16 protein-coding genes and 1 pseudogene are annotated in these 17,628 nt (G+C 71.6%); 11 read left to right on the forward strand and 6 right to left on the reverse strand.

All coding sequences use genetic code 11. The features are described 5' to 3' along the window. Window position 1: 1 nt before the first annotated feature. The 11 genes from Aple_RS14590 (at window position 2) to Aple_RS14640 (ending at window position 10,962) form a co-directional block, all read left to right on the forward strand. Window positions 2–748, forward strand: coding sequence for an SDR family NAD(P)-dependent oxidoreductase (locus Aple_RS14590; RefSeq protein ID WP_155345117.1), 747 nt, complete (start codon window positions 2–4; stop codon window positions 746–748). A gap of 36 nt (window positions 749–784) precedes the next feature. Beyond that, window positions 785–2,083, forward strand: a complete 1,299-nt coding sequence (locus Aple_RS14595) for an ABC transporter substrate-binding protein (protein ID WP_155345118.1) — start codon at window positions 785–787, stop codon at window positions 2,081–2,083. A gap of 10 nt (window positions 2,084–2,093) precedes the next feature. Then, the gene (locus Aple_RS14600; RefSeq protein WP_155345119.1) at window positions 2,094–2,939 is read left to right on the forward strand and encodes a polysaccharide deacetylase family protein; all 846 of its coding nucleotides are present in this window, start codon (window positions 2,094–2,096) and stop codon (window positions 2,937–2,939) included. After that, window positions 2,923–4,542: a gamma-glutamyltransferase family protein gene (locus Aple_RS14605; RefSeq protein WP_155345120.1), complete on the forward strand. Its 1,620-nt coding sequence runs from the start codon at window positions 2,923–2,925 to the stop codon at window positions 4,540–4,542. The genes Aple_RS14600 and Aple_RS14605 overlap by 17 nt, the downstream gene beginning before the upstream one ends. After that, the gene (locus Aple_RS14610) at window positions 4,539–5,354 is read left to right on the forward strand and encodes an SDR family NAD(P)-dependent oxidoreductase (protein ID WP_155345121.1); all 816 of its coding nucleotides are present in this window, start codon (window positions 4,539–4,541) and stop codon (window positions 5,352–5,354) included. Before Aple_RS14605 ends, Aple_RS14610 begins: the two co-directional genes overlap by 4 nt. Then, window positions 5,351–6,085, forward strand: a complete 735-nt coding sequence (locus Aple_RS14615; protein WP_155345122.1) for an ABC transporter ATP-binding protein — start codon at window positions 5,351–5,353, stop codon at window positions 6,083–6,085. Before Aple_RS14610 ends, Aple_RS14615 begins: the two co-directional genes overlap by 4 nt. Beyond that, the gene (locus Aple_RS14620; RefSeq protein WP_218038327.1) at window positions 6,082–6,831 is read left to right on the forward strand and encodes an ABC transporter ATP-binding protein; all 750 of its coding nucleotides are present in this window, start codon (window positions 6,082–6,084) and stop codon (window positions 6,829–6,831) included. The genes Aple_RS14615 and Aple_RS14620 overlap by 4 nt, the downstream gene beginning before the upstream one ends. Next, window positions 6,818–7,693 (forward strand): branched-chain amino acid ABC transporter permease, encoded by an 876-nt coding sequence (locus Aple_RS14625; RefSeq protein ID WP_155345123.1) that lies wholly within the window; start codon window positions 6,818–6,820, stop codon window positions 7,691–7,693. The genes Aple_RS14620 and Aple_RS14625 overlap by 14 nt, the downstream gene beginning before the upstream one ends. After that, window positions 7,693–8,649 carry a branched-chain amino acid ABC transporter permease gene (locus Aple_RS14630; protein WP_155345124.1) on the forward strand — a complete coding sequence of 319 codons (957 nt, stop codon included), beginning with the start codon at window positions 7,693–7,695 and terminating at the stop codon, window positions 8,647–8,649. The genes Aple_RS14625 and Aple_RS14630 overlap by 1 nt, the downstream gene beginning before the upstream one ends. Next, the gene (locus tag Aple_RS14635) at window positions 8,646–9,962 is read left to right on the forward strand and encodes an ArgE/DapE family deacylase (protein WP_155345125.1); all 1,317 of its coding nucleotides are present in this window, start codon (window positions 8,646–8,648) and stop codon (window positions 9,960–9,962) included. Before Aple_RS14630 ends, Aple_RS14635 begins: the two co-directional genes overlap by 4 nt. Before the next feature lie 91 nt (window positions 9,963–10,053). After that, window positions 10,054–10,962: a MurR/RpiR family transcriptional regulator gene (locus Aple_RS14640; protein WP_170321474.1), complete on the forward strand. Its 909-nt coding sequence runs from the start codon at window positions 10,054–10,056 to the stop codon at window positions 10,960–10,962. 17 nt (window positions 10,963–10,979) lie between these two features. Here Aple_RS14640 and Aple_RS56235 read toward each other — a convergent pair. The 6 genes and pseudogenes from Aple_RS56235 to Aple_RS14665 all read right to left on the reverse strand — a co-directional run. Continuing rightward, window positions 10,980–11,378 (reverse strand): annotated as a pseudogene (locus Aple_RS56235) (GtrA family protein); the annotation flags it as partial. After that, window positions 11,366–11,782 carry a hypothetical protein gene (locus Aple_RS52775; protein WP_174889823.1) on the reverse strand — a complete coding sequence of 139 codons (417 nt, stop codon included), beginning with the start codon at window positions 11,780–11,782 and terminating at the stop codon, window positions 11,366–11,368. The pseudogene Aple_RS56235 and the gene Aple_RS52775, both read right to left, overlap by 13 nt. Beyond that, the gene (locus Aple_RS14650; protein ID WP_174889824.1) at window positions 11,779–13,869 is read right to left on the reverse strand and encodes a galactose oxidase early set domain-containing protein; all 2,091 of its coding nucleotides are present in this window, start codon (window positions 13,867–13,869) and stop codon (window positions 11,779–11,781) included. The genes Aple_RS52775 and Aple_RS14650 overlap by 4 nt, the downstream gene beginning before the upstream one ends. Continuing rightward, a complete protein-coding gene (locus Aple_RS14655) occupies window positions 13,869–14,609 on the reverse strand; it encodes a polyprenol monophosphomannose synthase (RefSeq protein ID WP_170321475.1) in 741 nt (246 codons plus the stop codon). The genes Aple_RS14650 and Aple_RS14655 overlap by 1 nt, the downstream gene beginning before the upstream one ends. Before the next feature lie 44 nt (window positions 14,610–14,653). Next, window positions 14,654–16,186: an ArnT family glycosyltransferase gene (locus Aple_RS14660; RefSeq protein ID WP_155345129.1), complete on the reverse strand. Its 1,533-nt coding sequence runs from the start codon at window positions 16,184–16,186 to the stop codon at window positions 14,654–14,656. Beyond that, window positions 16,183–17,433 (reverse strand): glycosyltransferase family 2 protein, encoded by a 1,251-nt coding sequence (locus Aple_RS14665; protein ID WP_155345130.1) that lies wholly within the window; start codon window positions 17,431–17,433, stop codon window positions 16,183–16,185. The genes Aple_RS14660 and Aple_RS14665 overlap by 4 nt, the downstream gene beginning before the upstream one ends. Window positions 17,434–17,628: the final 195 nt, after the last annotated feature.

The raw sequence follows: 17,628 nt of genomic DNA on the forward strand, positions 1-17,628 counted from the left end.
CATGGCGAACACTCCGGGCCGGTTGGCCGGCACGGTGACCCTGGTCACCGGTGGCGCCCAGGGCATCGGCCGGGGCGTCGCCGCGGCCTTCCGGGACGCCGGTTCGACGGTCGTGGTGGCGGACCTCGACGAGGCGCGCGCCGACCTGCCCGGGGTGGAGCGGGTGCGGATGGACGTGCGCGATCCGGCGTCGGTGGCGAGCGCGACCGAGCAGGTCGTGGCCCGGCACGGCGGCCTGGACACGCTGGTCGCCAGCGCGGGCGTCTACCCGAACACGCCCGTGCTGGAGATGGATCCGGCCGAGTGGGACGAGGTGTTCGCGGTGAACACGCGCGGGGTCATGCTGGCCGCGCGGGCGTTCGCCCTGGCTCCGGGCGCCGCCGGAGCCGAGCGCCGGATCATCGCGATCTCCTCCGGGGCGGGGCGGTCGGCGCGGGTGGGGGCCGCGCACTACTGCGCCTCGAAGGCGGCCCTGGACATGCTGGTGAAGGTGCTGGCCCTGGAGCTGGCGCCGACCACGGTCAACGCGGTCGCGCCCGGCCTGATCGAGGTCCCGGCCACCGCCGCGCTGGCCCCGGAATACGTCGCCACCCTGGTCGCCGGACAGCCGGTGCACCGGATGGGCACGCCCGCCGAAGTCGCGCGGGCCTGCCTGTTTTTGGCCGATCCCGACTCCTCGTTCATCACGGGGAGCGTGCTCGACGTGGACGGGGGCTTCCTGGCCGGCACTCCGCTCCCGCCGAGCTGAGCTCGTTTAGTACCAAATCCTTAGAGAGGTTCCCCCATGGCCCGTCCATCCTTGTTCCGCTCCCGGCCACCCGTCGCCGCCGCCCTGCTGGCCGCCGTCACCACGCTGGCCGCCTGTTCCTCCGGCGCCACCACCGAGGCGGGCGACGGCCAGGCCGCCGCGAGCCCCGCCGGCAAGGAGATCCAGATCGGCCTGCTGGCCCCGCTGACCGGCGGCTCCGCCTCCGACGGCAAGGGCATGCAGCAGGGCGCCGAACTGGCCATCAAGCAGCTCAACGAGCGCGGCGGCGTCGGCGGCTACACCTTCAAGCTGAAGAGCGTGGACGTCCAGGGCCAGTCCAACGACGCGGTCACCAAGGGCGTGCAGACCCTGATCGACGACCCGGAGATCAAGGCCGTGGTCACCGGCTACGCCTCCACCTCCAACTTCGAGATCGACGAGTTCGCCGCGGCCGAGAAGGTGTACCTGATCGGCGGCAACACCGCGCAGACCCAGGCGATCATCGAGAAGGACCCCGCCAAGTACCCCACCGTCTGGTCGGTCACCCCCAACTACGACGCGTACGGGGTGGAGCCGGTCACCCTGGCCCTGAAGTGGGCCGACCAGGGGCTGTGGAAGCCGCGCTCCAAGAGCGTCTTCCTGGTCCGCTCCGACAACCCCTACAGCGAGGGCATCGCCGACGGCCTGGTCAAGGAGTTCCAGGGCAAGGGCTGGAAGGTCGCCGGCCAGGAGAAGGTGCCGTTCGGCGCGGTCAACGACTGGGGCACGGTGATCAGCAAGATCCGCGCCGCCGACCCCGACTTCATCGTCAACACCGACTACCAGGTCGCCAACGAGGCGAGCTTCATGCAGCAGTTCCTGCAGAACCCCACCAAGTCCCTGGTTTTCATGCAGTACGGCCCCAACCAGCCACAGTTCTTCGAGCTGACCAAACAGAAGGCCGACGGGGTCCTGTTCAACAACCTGGCCGGTCTGGTGCCCTCGGCTGACTACGCCCCGGCCGCCCAGCTCCAGAAGGACTGGCAGGCCGCGTACGGCACCACCGAAGTGGACCCCCAGGGCGTCCTCACCTACGTCGAGACGATGATCTACGCCGAGGCGCTGCGCAAGGTCGGCGACCCCGACGACGCCAAGGCGATCGGCGCCGCGATCGGGGCCGGCGACAGCGAGCAGTCCTCCGGCCGGATCGCCTTCGACCCGGCCACCCACCTGGCCAAGCAGGGCGACGACTACGTGCCGCTCCAGTCCTTCCAGTTCCAGGACGAGAAGAAGGTCCTGATCGCTCCGGAGAAGTACACCTCCGGCACCTTCCGGCTGCCGCCCTGGATGAGCTGAGAGGAACCCCATGACGGACACCCTTCTGACGCTGCCGCCCGGCAAGCGCATGGCGGTCGCGCTGACCTTCGACTTCGACGCGCACTCCCCGTGGATGGGCACGGTCGGCCGTACCTCGCCGACCTACCTGTCCCGGGGGGACTTCGGCGCCGAGCAGGGCGTGCCGCGCCTGCTGGAGTTGCTGGGCCGCAACGACCTGCCGGCCACCTGGGCCACGCCCGGCCACGACCTGGTGACCTTCCCGCACCGGATCGAGCAGATCCTGGCCGCCGGGCACGAGATCGCCGCGCACGGCTGCTACCACGAGGTGGTGCCGAGCCTCGGCCCGGCGGAGGAGCGGCGGCTGATGGAGGTGGCGCTCGGCCAGCACGAGCGCGTCGTCGGCAGGCGCCCGCGCGGCTACCGCTCGCCCGCCTGGGACTTCTCCGAGACCACGCTGGACCTGCTGGAGGAGTACGGCTTCGACTGGGACAGCTCGCTGATGGGCCGGGAGTTCGAGCTGTACCGGCCGCGCCGGGTCACGATCAACTACGAGTCGGCCAACGAGTTCGGCCCGGAGAGCCGGATCATCGAGATCCCGGTCTCCTGGTATCTGGACGACTGGCCCTCGGTGGAGTATGTCGCGGGCATCTCGGCCCTCGGGCCGCACCGCGACATGGAGGACCGCTGGCACACGATCTTCGGCTACGCCCACGAGCGGGTGCCGGGGGCGGTCTACGTGCTCACCATGCATCCGCAGACCATCGGCCGCTCCCACCACCTGCTGGTGCTGGAGAAGCTGATCGAGCGGATGCTGGACACCGGGGACGTCTGGTTCGCGACACTCAGCGAGATCGCCGATGCCTGGCGCGGGTGAAACCACCGGCGGGCTGGTCACGGCGCCCGATCCACGGGCGGCCCGCGCGGGGGCGCTGATGCTGCGCGCGGGCGGCAGCGCCGTGGACGCCGCCGTGGCCACCGCCTTCGCGATCGGCGTGGTCGAGCCGTACATGAGCGGCCTCGGCGGCGGCGCCTGGCTGGTGATCCGCGAACCGGGGGCCAGGACCGCGACCACCGTGTCCGGGCCGATCCGGGCCCCGGGCCTGGCCAGGGCGGACATGTTCCCGCTCGCGCCCGGCGCGGACCCGGCCGGCCTGTACGGCTGGCCCGCGGTGGCCGGCGACGCCAACATCCTCGGCCCGCTGTCGGTGGGCACGCCCGGCGCGGTCGCCGCGCTGTGCCGGGCCCACGCCCGCTTCGGCCTGCTCCCCCTGGCCGAAGTGCTGGCCCCGGCGATCGAGCTGGCCGAGGAGGGTCACCAGACCAACTGGTTCGCCTCGTCGGCGATCTGTTCCGAAGCCCGGAACCTGCGCGGATTTCCGGAAAGCGCGGCCCTGTTCCTCCCCGACGGGCTGCCCTTGCGCGGCCCGTCGCAGGGACCGGGCGACCGGCTGACGCAACCCCGCCTGGCCGCCGTCCTCCGGGAGATCGCCGACGGCGGCCCCGAGCGGTTCTACCGGGGCCGAGCCGGTCAGGCCATCGCCGCCTTCGTCAGCGCGCGAGGCGGCTCGCTGCGCGCCGCCGACCTGGCCGGCTACGAGGCCGTCGAGACCGAGATCGACCCGGTCGAGATCGGCCCGCTGCGCCTGTACGGCCCGCTGGCCACCGGCGTGGTGACGGCCGCCGAGGCGTTGCAGATCGTCGAGGCCGCCGGACGCCGCGGCCTGGACCCGGGCCCCCGGCTGTGGGCCCGCGCCCTGGCCCGCGCCTTCGACGACCGGCTGCGGGAGGTCAGCACGGCGGATTCCGGCTGGGAGCGACTGGCCGGCGCCGAACACGCCGAGCGGGTCGTCGCGGAGTGGCACCACCCCCTGCCGGTGACCAGGGGACCGGCCAAGGCCGGGTGCACCTCCCACCTGTCGGCCGTGGACGGGCGCGGCATGACCGTCGCGCTCACCCAGACGGTGCTCGACCTGTTCGGCTCGCGCCTGGTCGAACCGGAGACCGGCATCGTGCTCAACGACGGGATGATGTACTTCGACCCGCGCCCCGGCCAGGTGACCAGCATCGCCCCCGGCGCGGCCGGGCTCAGCGCGGTCAGCCCCGTCATCGTCAGCGGCCCCGGCGGCGAGGCCGTGCTCGGCGCGTCCGGCGGCCGGCGGATCATCTCCGCCGTCGCCCAGATCATCGCCCGCTGGCGCGACGGCGCCACCCTCCAGGCCGCCATCGAGGCCCCCCGGCTGCACGCCGAGGGGCGCAAGGTCTGGCTGGACCGCCGCCAGGAGAGCGCCGCCGCCGACCTGGCCGCGGCGGGACACGATGTCCAGGTGGTCGAGGAGGAGCCGACCACCTGGCACTTCGCCCGCCCGGGCGGCGTCGAGCGCCGCCCGGGCCGGGGCTGGACGCCCGGGGTGGACCGGATGAAGCCCTACGGCGTGGGCGTACAGGACTTGCAGCGGACTGAGGAGATACCGGAATGACGAGCAGCATTCTTGCGGGCCGACGTGCCCTGGTGACCGGCGCGGCGGGCGGGATCGGCGCGGCCGTCGCGCGCGCCCTGCTCGGCCAGGGCGCCCAGGTCCTGATCGCGGACGTGGACGCCGCCCGCGGCGAACGCACCGCGGCCGAACTGACCGTCCCCGGCGGTCCTGTCTGCCTCTTCCAGCGGGCCGACGTCTCCGCGGAACAGGAGGTGACCGACCTGTTCGCCCGGGCCGAGCAAGAACTGGGCGGGCTGGACATCCTGGTCAACAACGCCGGGGTGGCCGAGAGCGGCGGCGGCGTGACCGGCGTGCCGGTGGCCGAGTGGCGGCGGGTGCTGGACGTCAACGTGACCGGCACCTTCCTGTGCGGCCGGGCCGCCTTCCCGCTGCTGGCCCGCGCCGGGGATGGCGCGGTGGTGAACCTGTCGTCCATCTTCGGGGTGACCGGCCTGCCCGCCTACCCCGCCTACTCCGCCGCCAAGGGCGCCATCGCCAACCTCACCCGGCAACTCGCCATCGAGGGCGGCCCGAAGGGCATCCGGGTCAACGCGGTGCTCCCCGGCTACGTGGACAACGACATGGGCGACTCGCGCAGCCTGCTCAGTCCCGAGGACGCCGCCGAGTCGCTGCGCCAGCGGGAGGCCGCCGCCGCCCGCCAGCCCATCGCCCGCCAGTGCTCCCCCGACGAGATCGCCTCCGTGGTGGCCTTCCTCGCCTCGCCCGCCGCCTCCTTCGTCACCGGCGTGCTGATGCCGGTGGACGGCGGTTTCCTCGCCCAGGGCGACTGGCGCGGACCGGAGGCGTCATGACCGTGCTGCTGGCCGCCGAGGAGGTCACCAAGTCCTTCGGCAGCCTCCGCGCCGTGGACGGGGTGTCCATCGAGGTACGGCAGGGCGAGGTCTTCGGCCTGGCCGGTCCCAACGGCGCGGGCAAGAGCACGCTGTTCAACCTGCTGACCGGCATCCCCATCCGGCCCGACTCCGGCCGGGTGCTCTTCGGCGGCAGGGAGGTCCAGCACCGCTCCCCCCGCTGGATCGCCAAGGCCGGGCTGAAGCGCACCTTCCAGACCGAGGCCGTCTTCGAGTCCCTCACCGTCCGGGAGAACGTCCGGATCGGCTCAGCGTACGGCGGGGCGGGCCGTACCGCCCGATGGGACCGGGCCCGCTGCGCCGAGGCGCTGGAGCAGGTGGAGCTGGGCGGCGACCCCGACCGCCCCGCCGACGGTCTTTCGCTGATCGACCGCAAGCGCCTGATGATCGCCTGCGCCCTGGTCAGCCACCCGTCCGTGCTCCTGCTGGACGAGCCGGCGGCCGGACTGGACCCCGCCGACCAGGACGCCCTGATCCGCCTGCTGACCCGGATCCACGCCACCGGCACCACGATGGTGATCATCGAACACGTCCTGTCCGTGCTGGAGGCGCTCGCCGACCGCATGGCCGTGCTGGACAGCGGCCGGGTGATCGTCACCGGCGCTCCCGCCGACGTGCTCACCGACGCTCGCGTGATCGAGGCGTACCTGGGGCCGGGAGCGGCGCGATGAGCGACCTGATGACGGCGAGCGACCTGCTGACGGTGACCGATCTCACCGCGGGCTACGGCCACACCAAAGTTCTGCGCGGGATCTCGCTGCGCGTCGGCGCGGCCGAGGCGATCGGGCTGCTCGGCCCCAACGGGCACGGCAAGACCACCCTGCTGCGCTGCGTGTCCAACCTGCACCGGGCGACCTCCGGCTCCGTCGCCTACGCGGGGAGCGACACCCGGGGCCGCTCGCCGCGCGACCTGGTCCGCCGCGGGCTCATCCACGTCCCGCAGGGCTCCCGGCTGTTCCCGCGGCTCACCGTGGAGGAGGCGCTGCGCCTGTCGGCCGCCTCCAGCGGCCACACCGCGACCTGGCGGGACGGCCTGGACCACGTCTTCGCCGTCTTCCCCCGCCTTAAGGAGCGGCGCGGCCAGCTCACGGGCACGCTGAGCGGCGGCGAGCGCCAGATGGTCAGCCTCGGCATGGGCCTGATGGCCCGGCCCACCCTGCTCATCCTCGACGAGCCCACCCTCGGCCTGTCGCCCAAGGTCAAGCACGAGCTGAGCGAGTGCATCCTGCGGATCCGCGCCGAGGTCTCCTCGATCATCCTGGTGGACGGCGACATGGACCTGGTGCTCAGCCTCACCGACCGCTACCACGTCGTGCTGCACGGCGACATCGTGCACAGCGGCGCCTCCGACGCGACCGTCGGCCGCGACGCGATGATGTCGCTCTTCCTGGGAGGGTCCGCCGATGAACGGCGCTAGCGCCATCCTGACCAGCACCCTCGTCCTGGGCGGGCTGTACCTGCTCATGGCGGCCGGGCTCACGCTGATCTGGTCCACCCTGCGGGTGTTCAACTTCGGGCACGGCGCGCTGCTGATGTTCGGGGCCTACCTGTCCTGGACGCTCCTGGACCGCGCCGGGCTGCCGCTGCTCCCCGCCCTGATCGGCGGCGTGCTGGCGATGGCCCTGATCGGCGTGGTCTACGAGTTCCTGCTGGTCAGCCCGTTCATCCGGCGGCCCAACGGGGACATGCTGGTCATGGTGGCCACGCTGGCCGCCACCATGCTGCTGCAGTCCGCCGCGCTGCTGCTGTGGGGGCCGGAGATCAAGCAGCTCCCGCCGCTCGGCTCGGCCAGGATCGAGCTGGGCGGCTCGGTCGTCCAGGGCACCCAGCTGGTCACCATCGTCCTGGCGCCGGTGCTGGTCGGCCTGCTGGCCCTGGCGCTCCGGCGCACCGGCATCGGGCTGACCGTGCGGGCGCTGGAACAGAACCGCGAGCACGCCCAGCTCCTGGGCATCTCGCCGCGCCGGGTCTACCTGTTCGTGGTGACCGTCGCGATCGGTCTTGCGGCAGTGGCCGGGGTGCTGCTGGGAAGCATGCGGTTCATCTCGCCGTTGATGGGCGACGACCCGCTGCTGCGCGCCTTCGTGGTGCTCGCCTTCGGCGGCGCGGGCAGCCTCGGCGGCACCATCGCCGGCGCGTACGCCATCGGCCTGCTCGAAGCGGTGACCACGTACTACTTCGGGCTGTCGTGGAGCCCGGTCCTGGTCTTCCTGGCCATGATCGTCATCATGCTGGCCCGCCCCGAGGGCCTGCTGCGCAACCAGGTGAGGAGCGCGTGATGGGGAACCTGCGCGCCTGGGCCGGGTGGCCCGCCTACGCGATCGTGCTGGCCGTACTCCCGCTGGTCCTCACCGACCCGCACTCCCGGCTGCTGCTGATCCTGATCACCATGTACGGCATGCTCGCCCTGGGCTGGAACCTCACCCTCGGCTTCGCCGGCATCTTCAACTTCGCCCAGATCGGCTTCTTCGGCATCGGCGCCTACACGGCCGGCATCCTGGCCACCCGCACCGGGATCGACCCGTGGCTGACGCTGCCGATCTCCGGGGTGTCGGCCGTGCTGGCCTCGCTGGTGGCCTTCCTCCCGGTGCTGCGGCTGCGCGGCATCTACGTCGGCCTGGCCACCTACGTCTTCTCCCAGCTCTGCATCTACCTGGTGCTCGGCCAGGCGGGCCTGACCGGCGGCTCCAACGGCATCGTCGGCATCCCCCGGCTGACCCTCGGCGAGACCAGCCTGCGGGCCGACGGCCGGATCGGCTACTACTTCCTGGGCGCGGCGCTGCTGTTCGCCACCACCCTGCTGGTCCGCCTGATCACCCGGTCCACGCTCGGCCTGTCCCTGCTGGCGATCCGCGACAACGAGGCCCTGGCCACCAGCCGGGGCGTCTCCCGGGTGCGGCAGCACCTGATCATCTTCATGATCGGCGCGGCGGTGGCCGGGGTGGCGGGCGCCTTCAACACCTACCTCAACGGCGTGGTCAGCACCGACGTGTTCGGCTTCGGCTACCTGACCCTGCTGCTCAGCATGATCTTCCTGGGCGGCAGCGGCAGCGTGTACGGCCCGATCGCGGGCGCCGTCGTGGTGACCCTCGTCACCGACGCGCTCCAGGACGCCGGAGCCTGGCGGGACGTGACGGTCGCGCTGCTCATTCTGGCGGTCCTCTGGATCGCCCCGAAGGGTCTGGCCGGGCTCGCCCACCGAGCCACCACCATCCGCGTAAAGGAGAACGCATGACCAGCCCCGACCTGACGGCCCGGATCCTCGACGAGGTGGACGGCCTGGCCGACCGGATGGTGAACACCCTCGCCGAGGCCATCGCCGTGCCCAGCATCAACCCCCGCTACCCGGGCCAGGAGTACAGCAAGGTCGTCGGCGCCGAGGGCGAGATGAGCGCGCTGCTCGCCGACCTGTACGCCGAGGCGGGCGCCGACCTCACCATGGTGACCGTGGAACGCGGCCGCGACAACGTGGTCGGCGTCCTGCCCGGCGCGGGCGGCGGACGCTCCTTGCTGCTCAACGGGCACGTGGACGTGGTGCCGCCCGGGCGGCTGGACCGCTGGCACTCCGGCCCCTTCCGGGCGGTGGTCACCGACGACCGGGTCACCGGCCGCGGCGCGACCGACATGAAGGGCGGCCTGGTCGCCGCCGCGTACGCCGCCGTCGCGCTGCGCCGCGCGGGCCTGCGCCTGGCCGGTGACCTGGTGCTGCAGGCGGTCGTCGGGGAAGAGGTGGGCGACCACGAGGCGGGCACCACCGCCGTGCTGGAGGCCGGGTTCGGGGCGGACGCGGCCATCGTGTGCGAACCGTCCGGCCAGCGAGGCACGCTGCCCGCCGTGGTACCGGTGACGCCCGGCCTGCTGTGGTTCTCCATCACCATGGAGGGCAAGACCGCGCATTCCGGGCTGCGCGGCATGACCGTCCACCCGACGCTGGAGGGCGACGCCCTGGGCGTCAACACGGTGGACAAGTTCTGGATCGTCTACCAGGCGCTGCGCGCCCTGGAGGACGAGTGGGCCGGGCACGACCGGCACCCGCTCTTCCCGCCCGGCTACTTCAACCTGCTGCCCGGCGTGCTGCGGGCCAATCCGTCCGGGATCCTGGTGCCGTTCTTCCTGGCCGACGAGCTGACCGTGGAGTACTGCGTCTACCATCACCCCGGCCGTACCAACGAGGAGGTGATGGCCGAGATCGAGGCCCGGGTCGCCGACGCCTGCCGCCGCGACCCGTGGCTGCGCGCGCATCCCCCGGTGTTCGAGTGGAAGCTGCTGTGGCCGCCGTACGTGCTGCCCGATGACGCGCCGATCGCCGCCACCGTGGCGCACGCCCACGCGACCGCGGCCGGACAGGTCCCGCTGACCACCGGCTTCATGGGGGTGTGCGACCTGACCTGGATGGACCGCAAGGACATCGGCGGCCTGGTGTACGGCCCTGGAGTGGGCTACACCGCGCACGCCGAGAACGAGTACGTCGAGATCGCCCAGCTCGTCCAGTCGGCCAAGACCTACGCGCTGACCGCGGTCAGCTGGTGCGGCCTGGAGACCGGATGAGTGAGGTTCGCGCCGTCCTCCCGTCCGTGCGAGTATCCCTGATGCGACGAGCCGGCCGGCCGCGATGACCGGTCCCGCGGAAGGAGACGGCATGCCCGGCACGACCGAGCCGCGGACGGTGGCGGCTCAGCTGCGCGACGTGCTTCAGGACCTTCCCCGAGCCGAGCAGCGCGTCGCCCGCGCGCTGCTGGCCGGCTACCCCACGGCGGGTCTTGAGCCGCTGGCGACCGTGGCCACGCTGGCCCAGTCCAGCCCGGCCACCGTGCTCCGGCTGGCGTACCGGCTGGGGTTCCAGGGCTATCCGGAACTCCAGCAGGCGCTCAAGCGCGAGACCCAGCAGCGCTACTCCTCCCCCCTCACCCAGTACGGCGAGCCCCCCGCCGAAGCGGGCGCGGACCAGGACGACGACGGGGTGCTGGGCCGCTCCCGGCGGGTCCTGCTGGAGGCCACCGCGCAGACCTTCGACCAGCTCCCCTCGGGCGAATTGGTCAAGGCGGCCGGGCTACTGGCGGATCCGGCCCGGCGGGTGTCGGCGGCCGGCGGCCGGTTCAGCACGATCCTGGCGCACTATCTCATCGCGCACCTGCACCAGCTCCGCCCGAACGCCACCTACATCGCGGGCTCCACCGCCGACCACGCCGCCCACCTGCTCGACATGGGCCGCCGCGACGTGCTGGTGCTCTTCGACTACCGCCGCTACCAGCGCGAGACGATCGCCTTCGCCCGCGCGGCGGCGGCCCGCAACGTGAAGATCGTCCTGTTCACCGACCCGTGGCTGTCCCCCGCCGCGGCGGTGGCCGACGTGGTCCTCCCCGGCCAGGTGCGCTCCCCCTCCCCGTTCGACTCCCTCACCCCCGCCGTGGCGCTCATCGAAACCCTGGTCGCCGCCGTGGTCGAACAGCTCGGCGAGACCGGCAGGGCCCGCGTCGCCAAGTACGACCAGATGGCCGACGACGTGCTCCGCGAGGAGGACACCGAGCCGCGCGCCGTGGCCCCGTAGCGCCGGAACACCAGGTGGTTCGAGCCGACGTAGTTGAACACCGTGCCGGCGGCCACCCCGGCCGCCGCGGCGGCGGTGATGCCCGCCGTCCGGTAGGCCAGGGTGAAGACCGCGGTGTTCACGCAGAGCGCGGTCATCGCGGTCGCGTTGTAGGCGAGCAGCCGGCCCAGCACCCGGCGCGGGGATCCGCCGGGCCGGTCCTTCCAGGTCAGCAGCGAGCTGAGGGTGAAGTTGAGCTGGGCCGAGACCGCGATGCCCACCGCGTTGGCGACGGGGGCGCGCACACCCGCCACCATCAGACTGGTGAGCAGCAGGTACTGCACCGCGAAGCAGGTGCCGCCGACGCCGGCGAAGGTGACCTTGCGCCGGTGCCGCCGCACCAGTGCCGTCGCGGCCCGGTACGTCAGCTGTCGCATGCGATCCCATTCCGATCGGGGTCCAGCCGGTGCCGGTCCCGCGGGTTGTTGACGGTGATCCCGGCGAGTTTGTGCGCCCGGATCCAGTCGCAGCGGCTCTCGCCTCTGGCCAGCTGGGGAAAGTCCCACGGCACGCACTGCCCGGCCGTGCCGTAGGCGTGGTCGCAGCCGTCGATGCTGGCCGGGATGGCGGTCTTCTTCGGCCGGGCGGTGAGCTGCGGCCGGGGCGACCGCAGCTTCTTCGCGAACGGCAGCACGTGTGGGCCGGGGGTGGCCTGGACGGCCGGAGCCGGACGCGCGCCCGGTGCGCCGGACGCCTGGGCGGCGAAGAGCACGGCGGACGGCACCGCCACGGCGGCGACCGTCAGGGCCGCCGCGAGCCGGATCCTAGGGATCTTCATCATGCGCCTCCCACGTGTACCCAGCTGGCCTCAGACGGCACCCCGGCCGCGTCGACCACGGTGAGCATGTACCAGCCGGGGGGTGCGATGTTCGGGTTCGTCGTCAGGTTCAGATCGATCACGTTGCCGGGGAACACCGTCAGCGGCAGGTCGACGTACCGCTGGTTGGGGTCGGAGGAGTGGGTGACGGCGGCCGGCCGGATCAGCGACGCCTTGACGATCGGGCCGTCGGTCACGATGCGCTGCGCCGAGCCGTAGGTCCAGTGGGTGTTGGGGATGGACATGATGACGGGACGGGCGCCACGGAACAGGTACGGCGGCGAGTACATCGAGATCCGCAGGTCGAAGCTGCCGTCGCCGGGGTTGTTGCCGAAGGTCATCACCCGCCCGTCGGGCAGCAGCACGGCCGAGGAGTGGTAGGTGCGGGGCACCGGGTCGGTCGCCATGCCCGGGGTGAAGGCGTTGGTCGCCGGGTCGTACATGGAGGCCTCGAAGACCGGTGTCTCCCGGTAGGTGTGCAGCGCGCCGCCCGTCTCGAAGACCTTCCCGTCCGGCAGGATCACCGTGGACAGGTAGACCTTTCCCTCCGCACCGGTCTGCGGCGTGCCGTCGGTGTAGTGGCCGTGGGGCAGGTCGGGGCCGGGCACGTACGCCGGTGCGGGCTGCTTGAGGTCGATCAGGTCCGTCAGCCGGTGCGCGTTGGGGCTGACCGTGTGGTTGCCGCCGCCCACGGTGAGCACCTTCTGGTCCTGCGCCGGCGGCAGCAGCACGCTCATCGACTGGTCCCGTTCGTCCTTTCTGCGCAGCCCCGGCACGTCGGTGATGGTGCCCGCGTCGTAGTCGTAGATGGACGCGCCGGTGCCGGGCAGCCCGGGCCCGAAGACGTGCGAGCCGGTGTAGAACAGCCGTCCGTCCTGGAGCAGGATCATCGCCGGGTACAGGCCCCAGAAGCTCCACGCCTGCTTGGCCTGGCCCATCGGCAGCCACTGTCCCTGCGCCGCCGAGAAATGCTCGTTGACCACGGTGCCGGAGGAGTCCTCGGCAAGACCGCCCAGCGAGATGACGTCGCCGTTGCCCATGATCGTGGCGGACGGGTACCAGTGCCCGGCCAGCATGTCGTTGACACGGGTGTAGGAGCTGGTGGCCGGATCGAAGATGTAGGAGACCTTCAGGCCCTTGTACCCGACGGTGCCGTCCGGCGCGGCGTAGTCCTTGTTCCCTCCCATCACCAGCACCCGGCCGTCGGCGAGCTGGACATGACCCGCGCAGAAGAAGTCGGCCGGCGTGGGAACGTCGGTGAAGGTTCCGGCCACGGGATCGTAGAGGGTGGTCTTGAAGCTGCCGGCCTGGAACAGGTCGATGTCGTTGCCAGAGCCGGCGATGAGCAGGACCTTGCCGGTGTGCAGCAGCACCGCGTGCATCGCCCGGGCCGGCGACAGCTCGGGGCGCACCTGCCACTGCCCGACGCAGTCCGGGCCGGTGCCGACGCACGGTGTGTCGGGGACCGGAGAGCTGGCGTCCACCATCGCGTAGTCATCGGTGACCAGGGTCCCGGCGCCGTAGTTGGTCACTCCCCAGGTGAGCCGGTCGGTTCCGGGCGGCACCTGTGGGGTGCGCACCAGGGCGCGCTGGAACGTTTCGGTGACCGGCAGCGCGGCCAGGTCGGTCCACCACTGCCAGCCGGCCGTGGTGTCGTGCCGGAACACCGTGATCACCGTGTTGGGCTGCGACGTCGTGTACCAGACCGACAGGTCGTACTGGTGTCCCGGGCTCACCGGCGGCGCGCAGTCCGGGTCCTCCGTCATCATCGCCTTGCGGTCGCCGCCGGCCAGGCGGGTGATGGTGAGGTCCACCGCCCGGGAGCCGCCGTGCGCCGTCCCGGTCACCGTGAAGGTGTGGTCGTTGTCCCCGTACCCGGACTTCTCCCAGCACTGCGGGAAGCCGGTGGTTCCGTCGAGGATCTCCATGCCGGGGTTCTTGACCAGATTCACGTCGGCGGCGGCCATCGGGGCGCCGAGCGCGGCCAGCGCGAGCGCGCCCGCCGCTCCCAGTACCACGGCCGCCCGGGAGCGCCGGTACGGCCAGGCCATCACGCCTCCCTCGGGCCGGCCAGGGTGGCCGAGCCGGTGGAGACCCGGAGCCGGGCGAGGTGCCGGAGGAACCGCACACCTTCGCGTACCGAGGATTTGGAATCCCCGGTGACGCGCTCGCGGAAGCCGTACGGGACCTCGCTGATCCGCCGGATCTGGCAGCGCACGATCACCTCCAGCAGGACCTTGTAGCCCACCGGCCGCAGCCGGTCGGTCCGGAGCGCGGTGCGGCGCACCGCGAAGTAGCCGCTCATCGGGTCGCTCACCGGGTACAGGCGGCGGAACAGGACCTTGGCCGCCAGGGTGGACAGCCGGGAGGCCAGCACCCGGTGCCGCCCCGAGAGCCCCCCGTGGTCGCCGCCGGGGATGTAGCGCGAGGCCACGACCAGGTGCGCGCCGGTCCGCTCGCCCTCGGCGATCAGCGCGGGGATCACCGACGGCGGGTGCTGCAGGTCGCCGTCCATCACCACCACCCAGGAGCCGCGGGCCACCCGCAGGCCGTCGGCGACCGCGCCGGCCAGCCCTCCGATGGACGTGGCGCGGTGGATCAGCGACACGCTGCCACGCCGCCCGGCGGACTGCCGACGGATCACCTCAGGGGTGTCGTCGGTGCTGTCGTCGACAAAAATGATCTCCACTGCGGTCCGCCCGTCGATCATGTCGTCGATCTCGGCGAGCAGCGGCGCGATGTTGCCGGACTCGTTGAACGTAGGAATGACGATGGAGAGGGACGGCGTCACGATGCCTCCTGCTCGGGGCGTGCGGTCAAACGTGTTCTGAGGGGTCAGGGGGTCGTCGTGAGCACTTCCCGGACCTCGATCCGGCCGCCGCCGGTGCCGAAGGTCGCCACCACCCGCGAGTGCGCGAGCGCGCCCGCGAGCGTGGGAAGCTGCGCGGCCTCACCGCGCACCGCCGGGGTGGACACCACGTAGTCGATGTCGCGCCAGCCGCCCGGCAGGGTGCTCTGCACGGCGGGGTCGAGGTCGATCTTGTAATGCCAGATCGCCCCGAGGCCGGGCGCGTGCCCGGCGCGGACCAGGTCCACCCAGAGCACGCCGTCCACGATGGTGCGCTGTCCGGGCCGGACGGGCATCTCCTCCCTGATCCATCGGGACGCCGCCGTGTAGCCGTCGTTGGTGGACTCGGTGAGCATCCGCGCGCCGGTGACCGGCCATCCGGTGAGCGCGATCGCGCCGGTGACCATCAGCACGGTGGTGACCAGCGCGCTGCCGAAGCCACGTTCGGTCCGGATGGCGACGGCGGTGGCGATCCCGGCCACCGACAGCGCCAGGAACGGCACCAGCTGGACGATGTACATCTTCGGCAGGTAGCCGTCCGGCCGCAGTGCCACCGCCACCAGCAGCAGCACGGCGAGCGCCGGGGCGCGCGCGGGGCGCACCGCCAGGCCGGCGACGGCCGCGGCGAGACCGCCGATGAGCAGGACCGGATCGTTGCCGAGCCAGCTCATCAGCAGCTCGTGCGCTTCCATGCCGGGGACGAACACGCTGCCGGTGCCGGCCCGGTCGTGCAGCTGGAAGGCGAGCGTCCCGACCAGCGACACGTGGTCCTCGCCGGGGAACAGCTCGCCCTTCAGCGCCGCGTAGAGCGGGTACAGCGACGCGGTGAAGATCATGCCGGAGAGGAAGCCGGCCAGCGAGAAGCGCCGGGTGCTCGGGTGGCTGCCCTGCCACAGCGCCACGATCACCGCGGGGACGGCGATCGCGATGGTCTCCTTCGAGAGCACCGCGAAGCTGGTGGCCACCCCCGCCGCCACGTGCTGCCACAGGTGCGTGCGCGGGGACAGGGCCAGCGCGAACGCGGCGAGCAGCCACATGACCGCGAAGTTGTCCAGATACACCTGGTGCTGCATGCTCAGCGCCAGCGGGGACAGCCCGGCGATCGCCATGGCCAGCAAGGCCGTCCATCGGGTGCCTTGCAGCCGGCGCGCCACCGTGTACACCATCAGCAGGGTGATCGCGAGCACCACGAGCATGGCGATCCTGCCGTGGACCAGCGCCGGCAGGTCGGGCAGCAACCACTGGCCCGGCAAGGACAGCACGGCGAGCTGGATCCAGCCCAGCGGCGGGTGGTCGTACCAGTAGGTGTAGTGCGCGAGCTGGCCGTGCTGCACGGCCCAGGCCTGGGAGATGTACGCGCCTTCGTCGTCGTTGGGGAAGGGCTGGTCGGCCAGATTCCAGGCATGTGCCGCGATCAGGATCACCAGCAGCACGGCAACGGGCGGGAACCGGTGGCGGCCCGGCCGGCGGACCGGGGCGTCGACCGGCGGGGCGGACGGTTCCAGCAGGACGGCGGTCATGTGTCCTCCCTGAGCCGCAGGTGGGCGCCGACATGATGGGTCAGCTCCCAGTCGCCCCTGCCGGTGGACTCCCGCCAGACCGATCGCAGCGCCGCCACCGCCAGGATCGCCTGGTACAACGGCAGTCCCGCGATCAGCGTGGCGTAGTGCCCGGCCCGGACCCGCACGCCGTACTGCCAGCCGAACTCGTGCAGTCCGGCCAGCTCGAAGGCGAGCATGGTCAGGGTCGGCAGCAGCGGCAGAAAGGTGATCAGCGCCACCCCGTCGGGCACGTCCAGCAGGAAACCGGCGAGGATGCCCACCGGGATGACGGCGCCGGTGAACGCCTGGATGAACGGCGAGGTGAGGGTGAACCTGGCCAGCAGCCGCTGGCGCAGCGTGGGCAGCGCCTTCCACTCGCCCTTGCGCAGCACCTGCAGGAACCCCTGGTTCCACCGGGTGCGCTGCTTGACCAGCGCCTTGATCGAGTCGGGTGTCTCCTCCCGGGTGACCAGCACCGCGTCGTAGGCCACCGCGAACTTCTTGCCCCGGGTGGAGAGCCGCACACCGAGATCGCAGTCCTCGGCGAGGCAGTCCTGGTCCCATCCCCCGTTCTCGCGCAGCACGTCGGTACGGACGAACACGGTGTTGCCGCCCAGCGGGATGAAACCCATCCGGGCGTGCAGATGCAGCCGGCTGCGGAACCAGAAGAAGTACTCCATGCAGTTGCGCAGGCTGTACCAGCTGGAATGGAAATTGATCAGTTGCACGCCGCCCTGCAGCACGTCGGCGCGGGTCTTGCGGAACTCGTGGTCGACGTGTTCGAGGAGCAGCGGATGGACCTCGTCCTCGGCGTCGAAGACACCGACGATCTCCCCCGTACAGTACGGCAGCGCGGTGTTGAGCGCCTTGGGCTTGTTCTTGCGGGGATTGGTGTCGGTGATCACGCGGACCTGGTCCGGGTGGTCACGGGCGAGTTCCGCGGCGATCGCGGCGGTGCCGGGATCGTCGTGCCCGACGATGACGAGGATCTCGAAATCACGGTGGGTGGACTGGAGCAGGCCGGTGACGGTGGCGGCGAGAACGTTCTCCTCCATGCGTGCCGGAACCAGCAGGGAGAAAGACATCTGTTGCTCGCCGTCGGGATCGGAGAAGCGGGTCGCGTTCAGCGTCTCGGGAGTGCGCCACGCGTGCAGCATCCACCACATCGTCAATGCGGCGGAGGCGGTCAGAATCACGGAAATGAAGATCACCAGAAAGGAGATCATGGCTGGAAGTTATTCCGAAAGCCGCGTACCGGCGAGAAGAGAGCTTTCCTATTTACCCCACGTAAGCGATGCCCCTGAATGCTGGCCACATATCACCCCAGGCCTCGAAGACTGCTGGTTTGGCACGTGCCAATCGTCGTGAGCACTCATAACAAAACGGGAACTCCAAGGTAATTGGGACGTTAAAAGAGATCC

Source organism: Acrocarpospora pleiomorpha, from assembly GCF_009687885.1.
Taxonomy (GTDB): domain Bacteria; phylum Actinomycetota; class Actinomycetes; order Streptosporangiales; family Streptosporangiaceae; genus Acrocarpospora; species Acrocarpospora pleiomorpha.

What these genes read in the sequence shown, in the direction of transcription:
- Aple_RS14620 (WP_218038327.1), top strand. Translation starts at nt 6,082, where the DNA reads ATGAGCGACCTGATGACGGCGAGCGACCTGCTGACGGTGACCGATCTC.
- Aple_RS14595 (WP_155345118.1), top strand. Translation starts at nt 785, where the DNA reads ATGGCCCGTCCATCCTTGTTCCGCTCCCGGCCACCCGTCGCCGCCGCC.
- Aple_RS14590 (WP_155345117.1), top strand. Translation starts at nt 2, where the DNA reads ATGGCGAACACTCCGGGCCGGTTGGCCGGCACGGTGACCCTGGTCACC.
- Aple_RS52775 (WP_174889823.1), bottom strand. Translation starts at nt 11,782, where the DNA reads ATGATGAAGATCCCTAGGATCCGGCTCGCGGCGGCCCTGACGGTCGCC.
- Aple_RS14605 (WP_155345120.1), top strand. Translation starts at nt 2,923, where the DNA reads ATGCCTGGCGCGGGTGAAACCACCGGCGGGCTGGTCACGGCGCCCGAT.
- Aple_RS14625 (WP_155345123.1), top strand. Translation starts at nt 6,818, where the DNA reads ATGAACGGCGCTAGCGCCATCCTGACCAGCACCCTCGTCCTGGGCGGG.
- Aple_RS14640 (WP_170321474.1), top strand. Translation starts at nt 10,054, where the DNA reads ATGCCCGGCACGACCGAGCCGCGGACGGTGGCGGCTCAGCTGCGCGAC.
- Aple_RS14600 (WP_155345119.1), top strand. Translation starts at nt 2,094, where the DNA reads ATGACGGACACCCTTCTGACGCTGCCGCCCGGCAAGCGCATGGCGGTC.
- Aple_RS14665 (WP_155345130.1), bottom strand. Translation starts at nt 17,433, where the DNA reads ATGATCTCCTTTCTGGTGATCTTCATTTCCGTGATTCTGACCGCCTCC.
- Aple_RS14660 (WP_155345129.1), bottom strand. Translation starts at nt 16,186, where the DNA reads ATGACCGCCGTCCTGCTGGAACCGTCCGCCCCGCCGGTCGACGCCCCG.
- Aple_RS14635 (WP_155345125.1), top strand. Translation starts at nt 8,646, where the DNA reads ATGACCAGCCCCGACCTGACGGCCCGGATCCTCGACGAGGTGGACGGC.
- Aple_RS14650 (WP_174889824.1), bottom strand. Translation starts at nt 13,869, where the DNA reads ATGGCCTGGCCGTACCGGCGCTCCCGGGCGGCCGTGGTACTGGGAGCG.
- Aple_RS14610 (WP_155345121.1), top strand. Translation starts at nt 4,539, where the DNA reads ATGACGAGCAGCATTCTTGCGGGCCGACGTGCCCTGGTGACCGGCGCG.
- Aple_RS14615 (WP_155345122.1), top strand. Translation starts at nt 5,351, where the DNA reads ATGACCGTGCTGCTGGCCGCCGAGGAGGTCACCAAGTCCTTCGGCAGC.
- Aple_RS14630 (WP_155345124.1), top strand. Translation starts at nt 7,693, where the DNA reads ATGGGGAACCTGCGCGCCTGGGCCGGGTGGCCCGCCTACGCGATCGTG.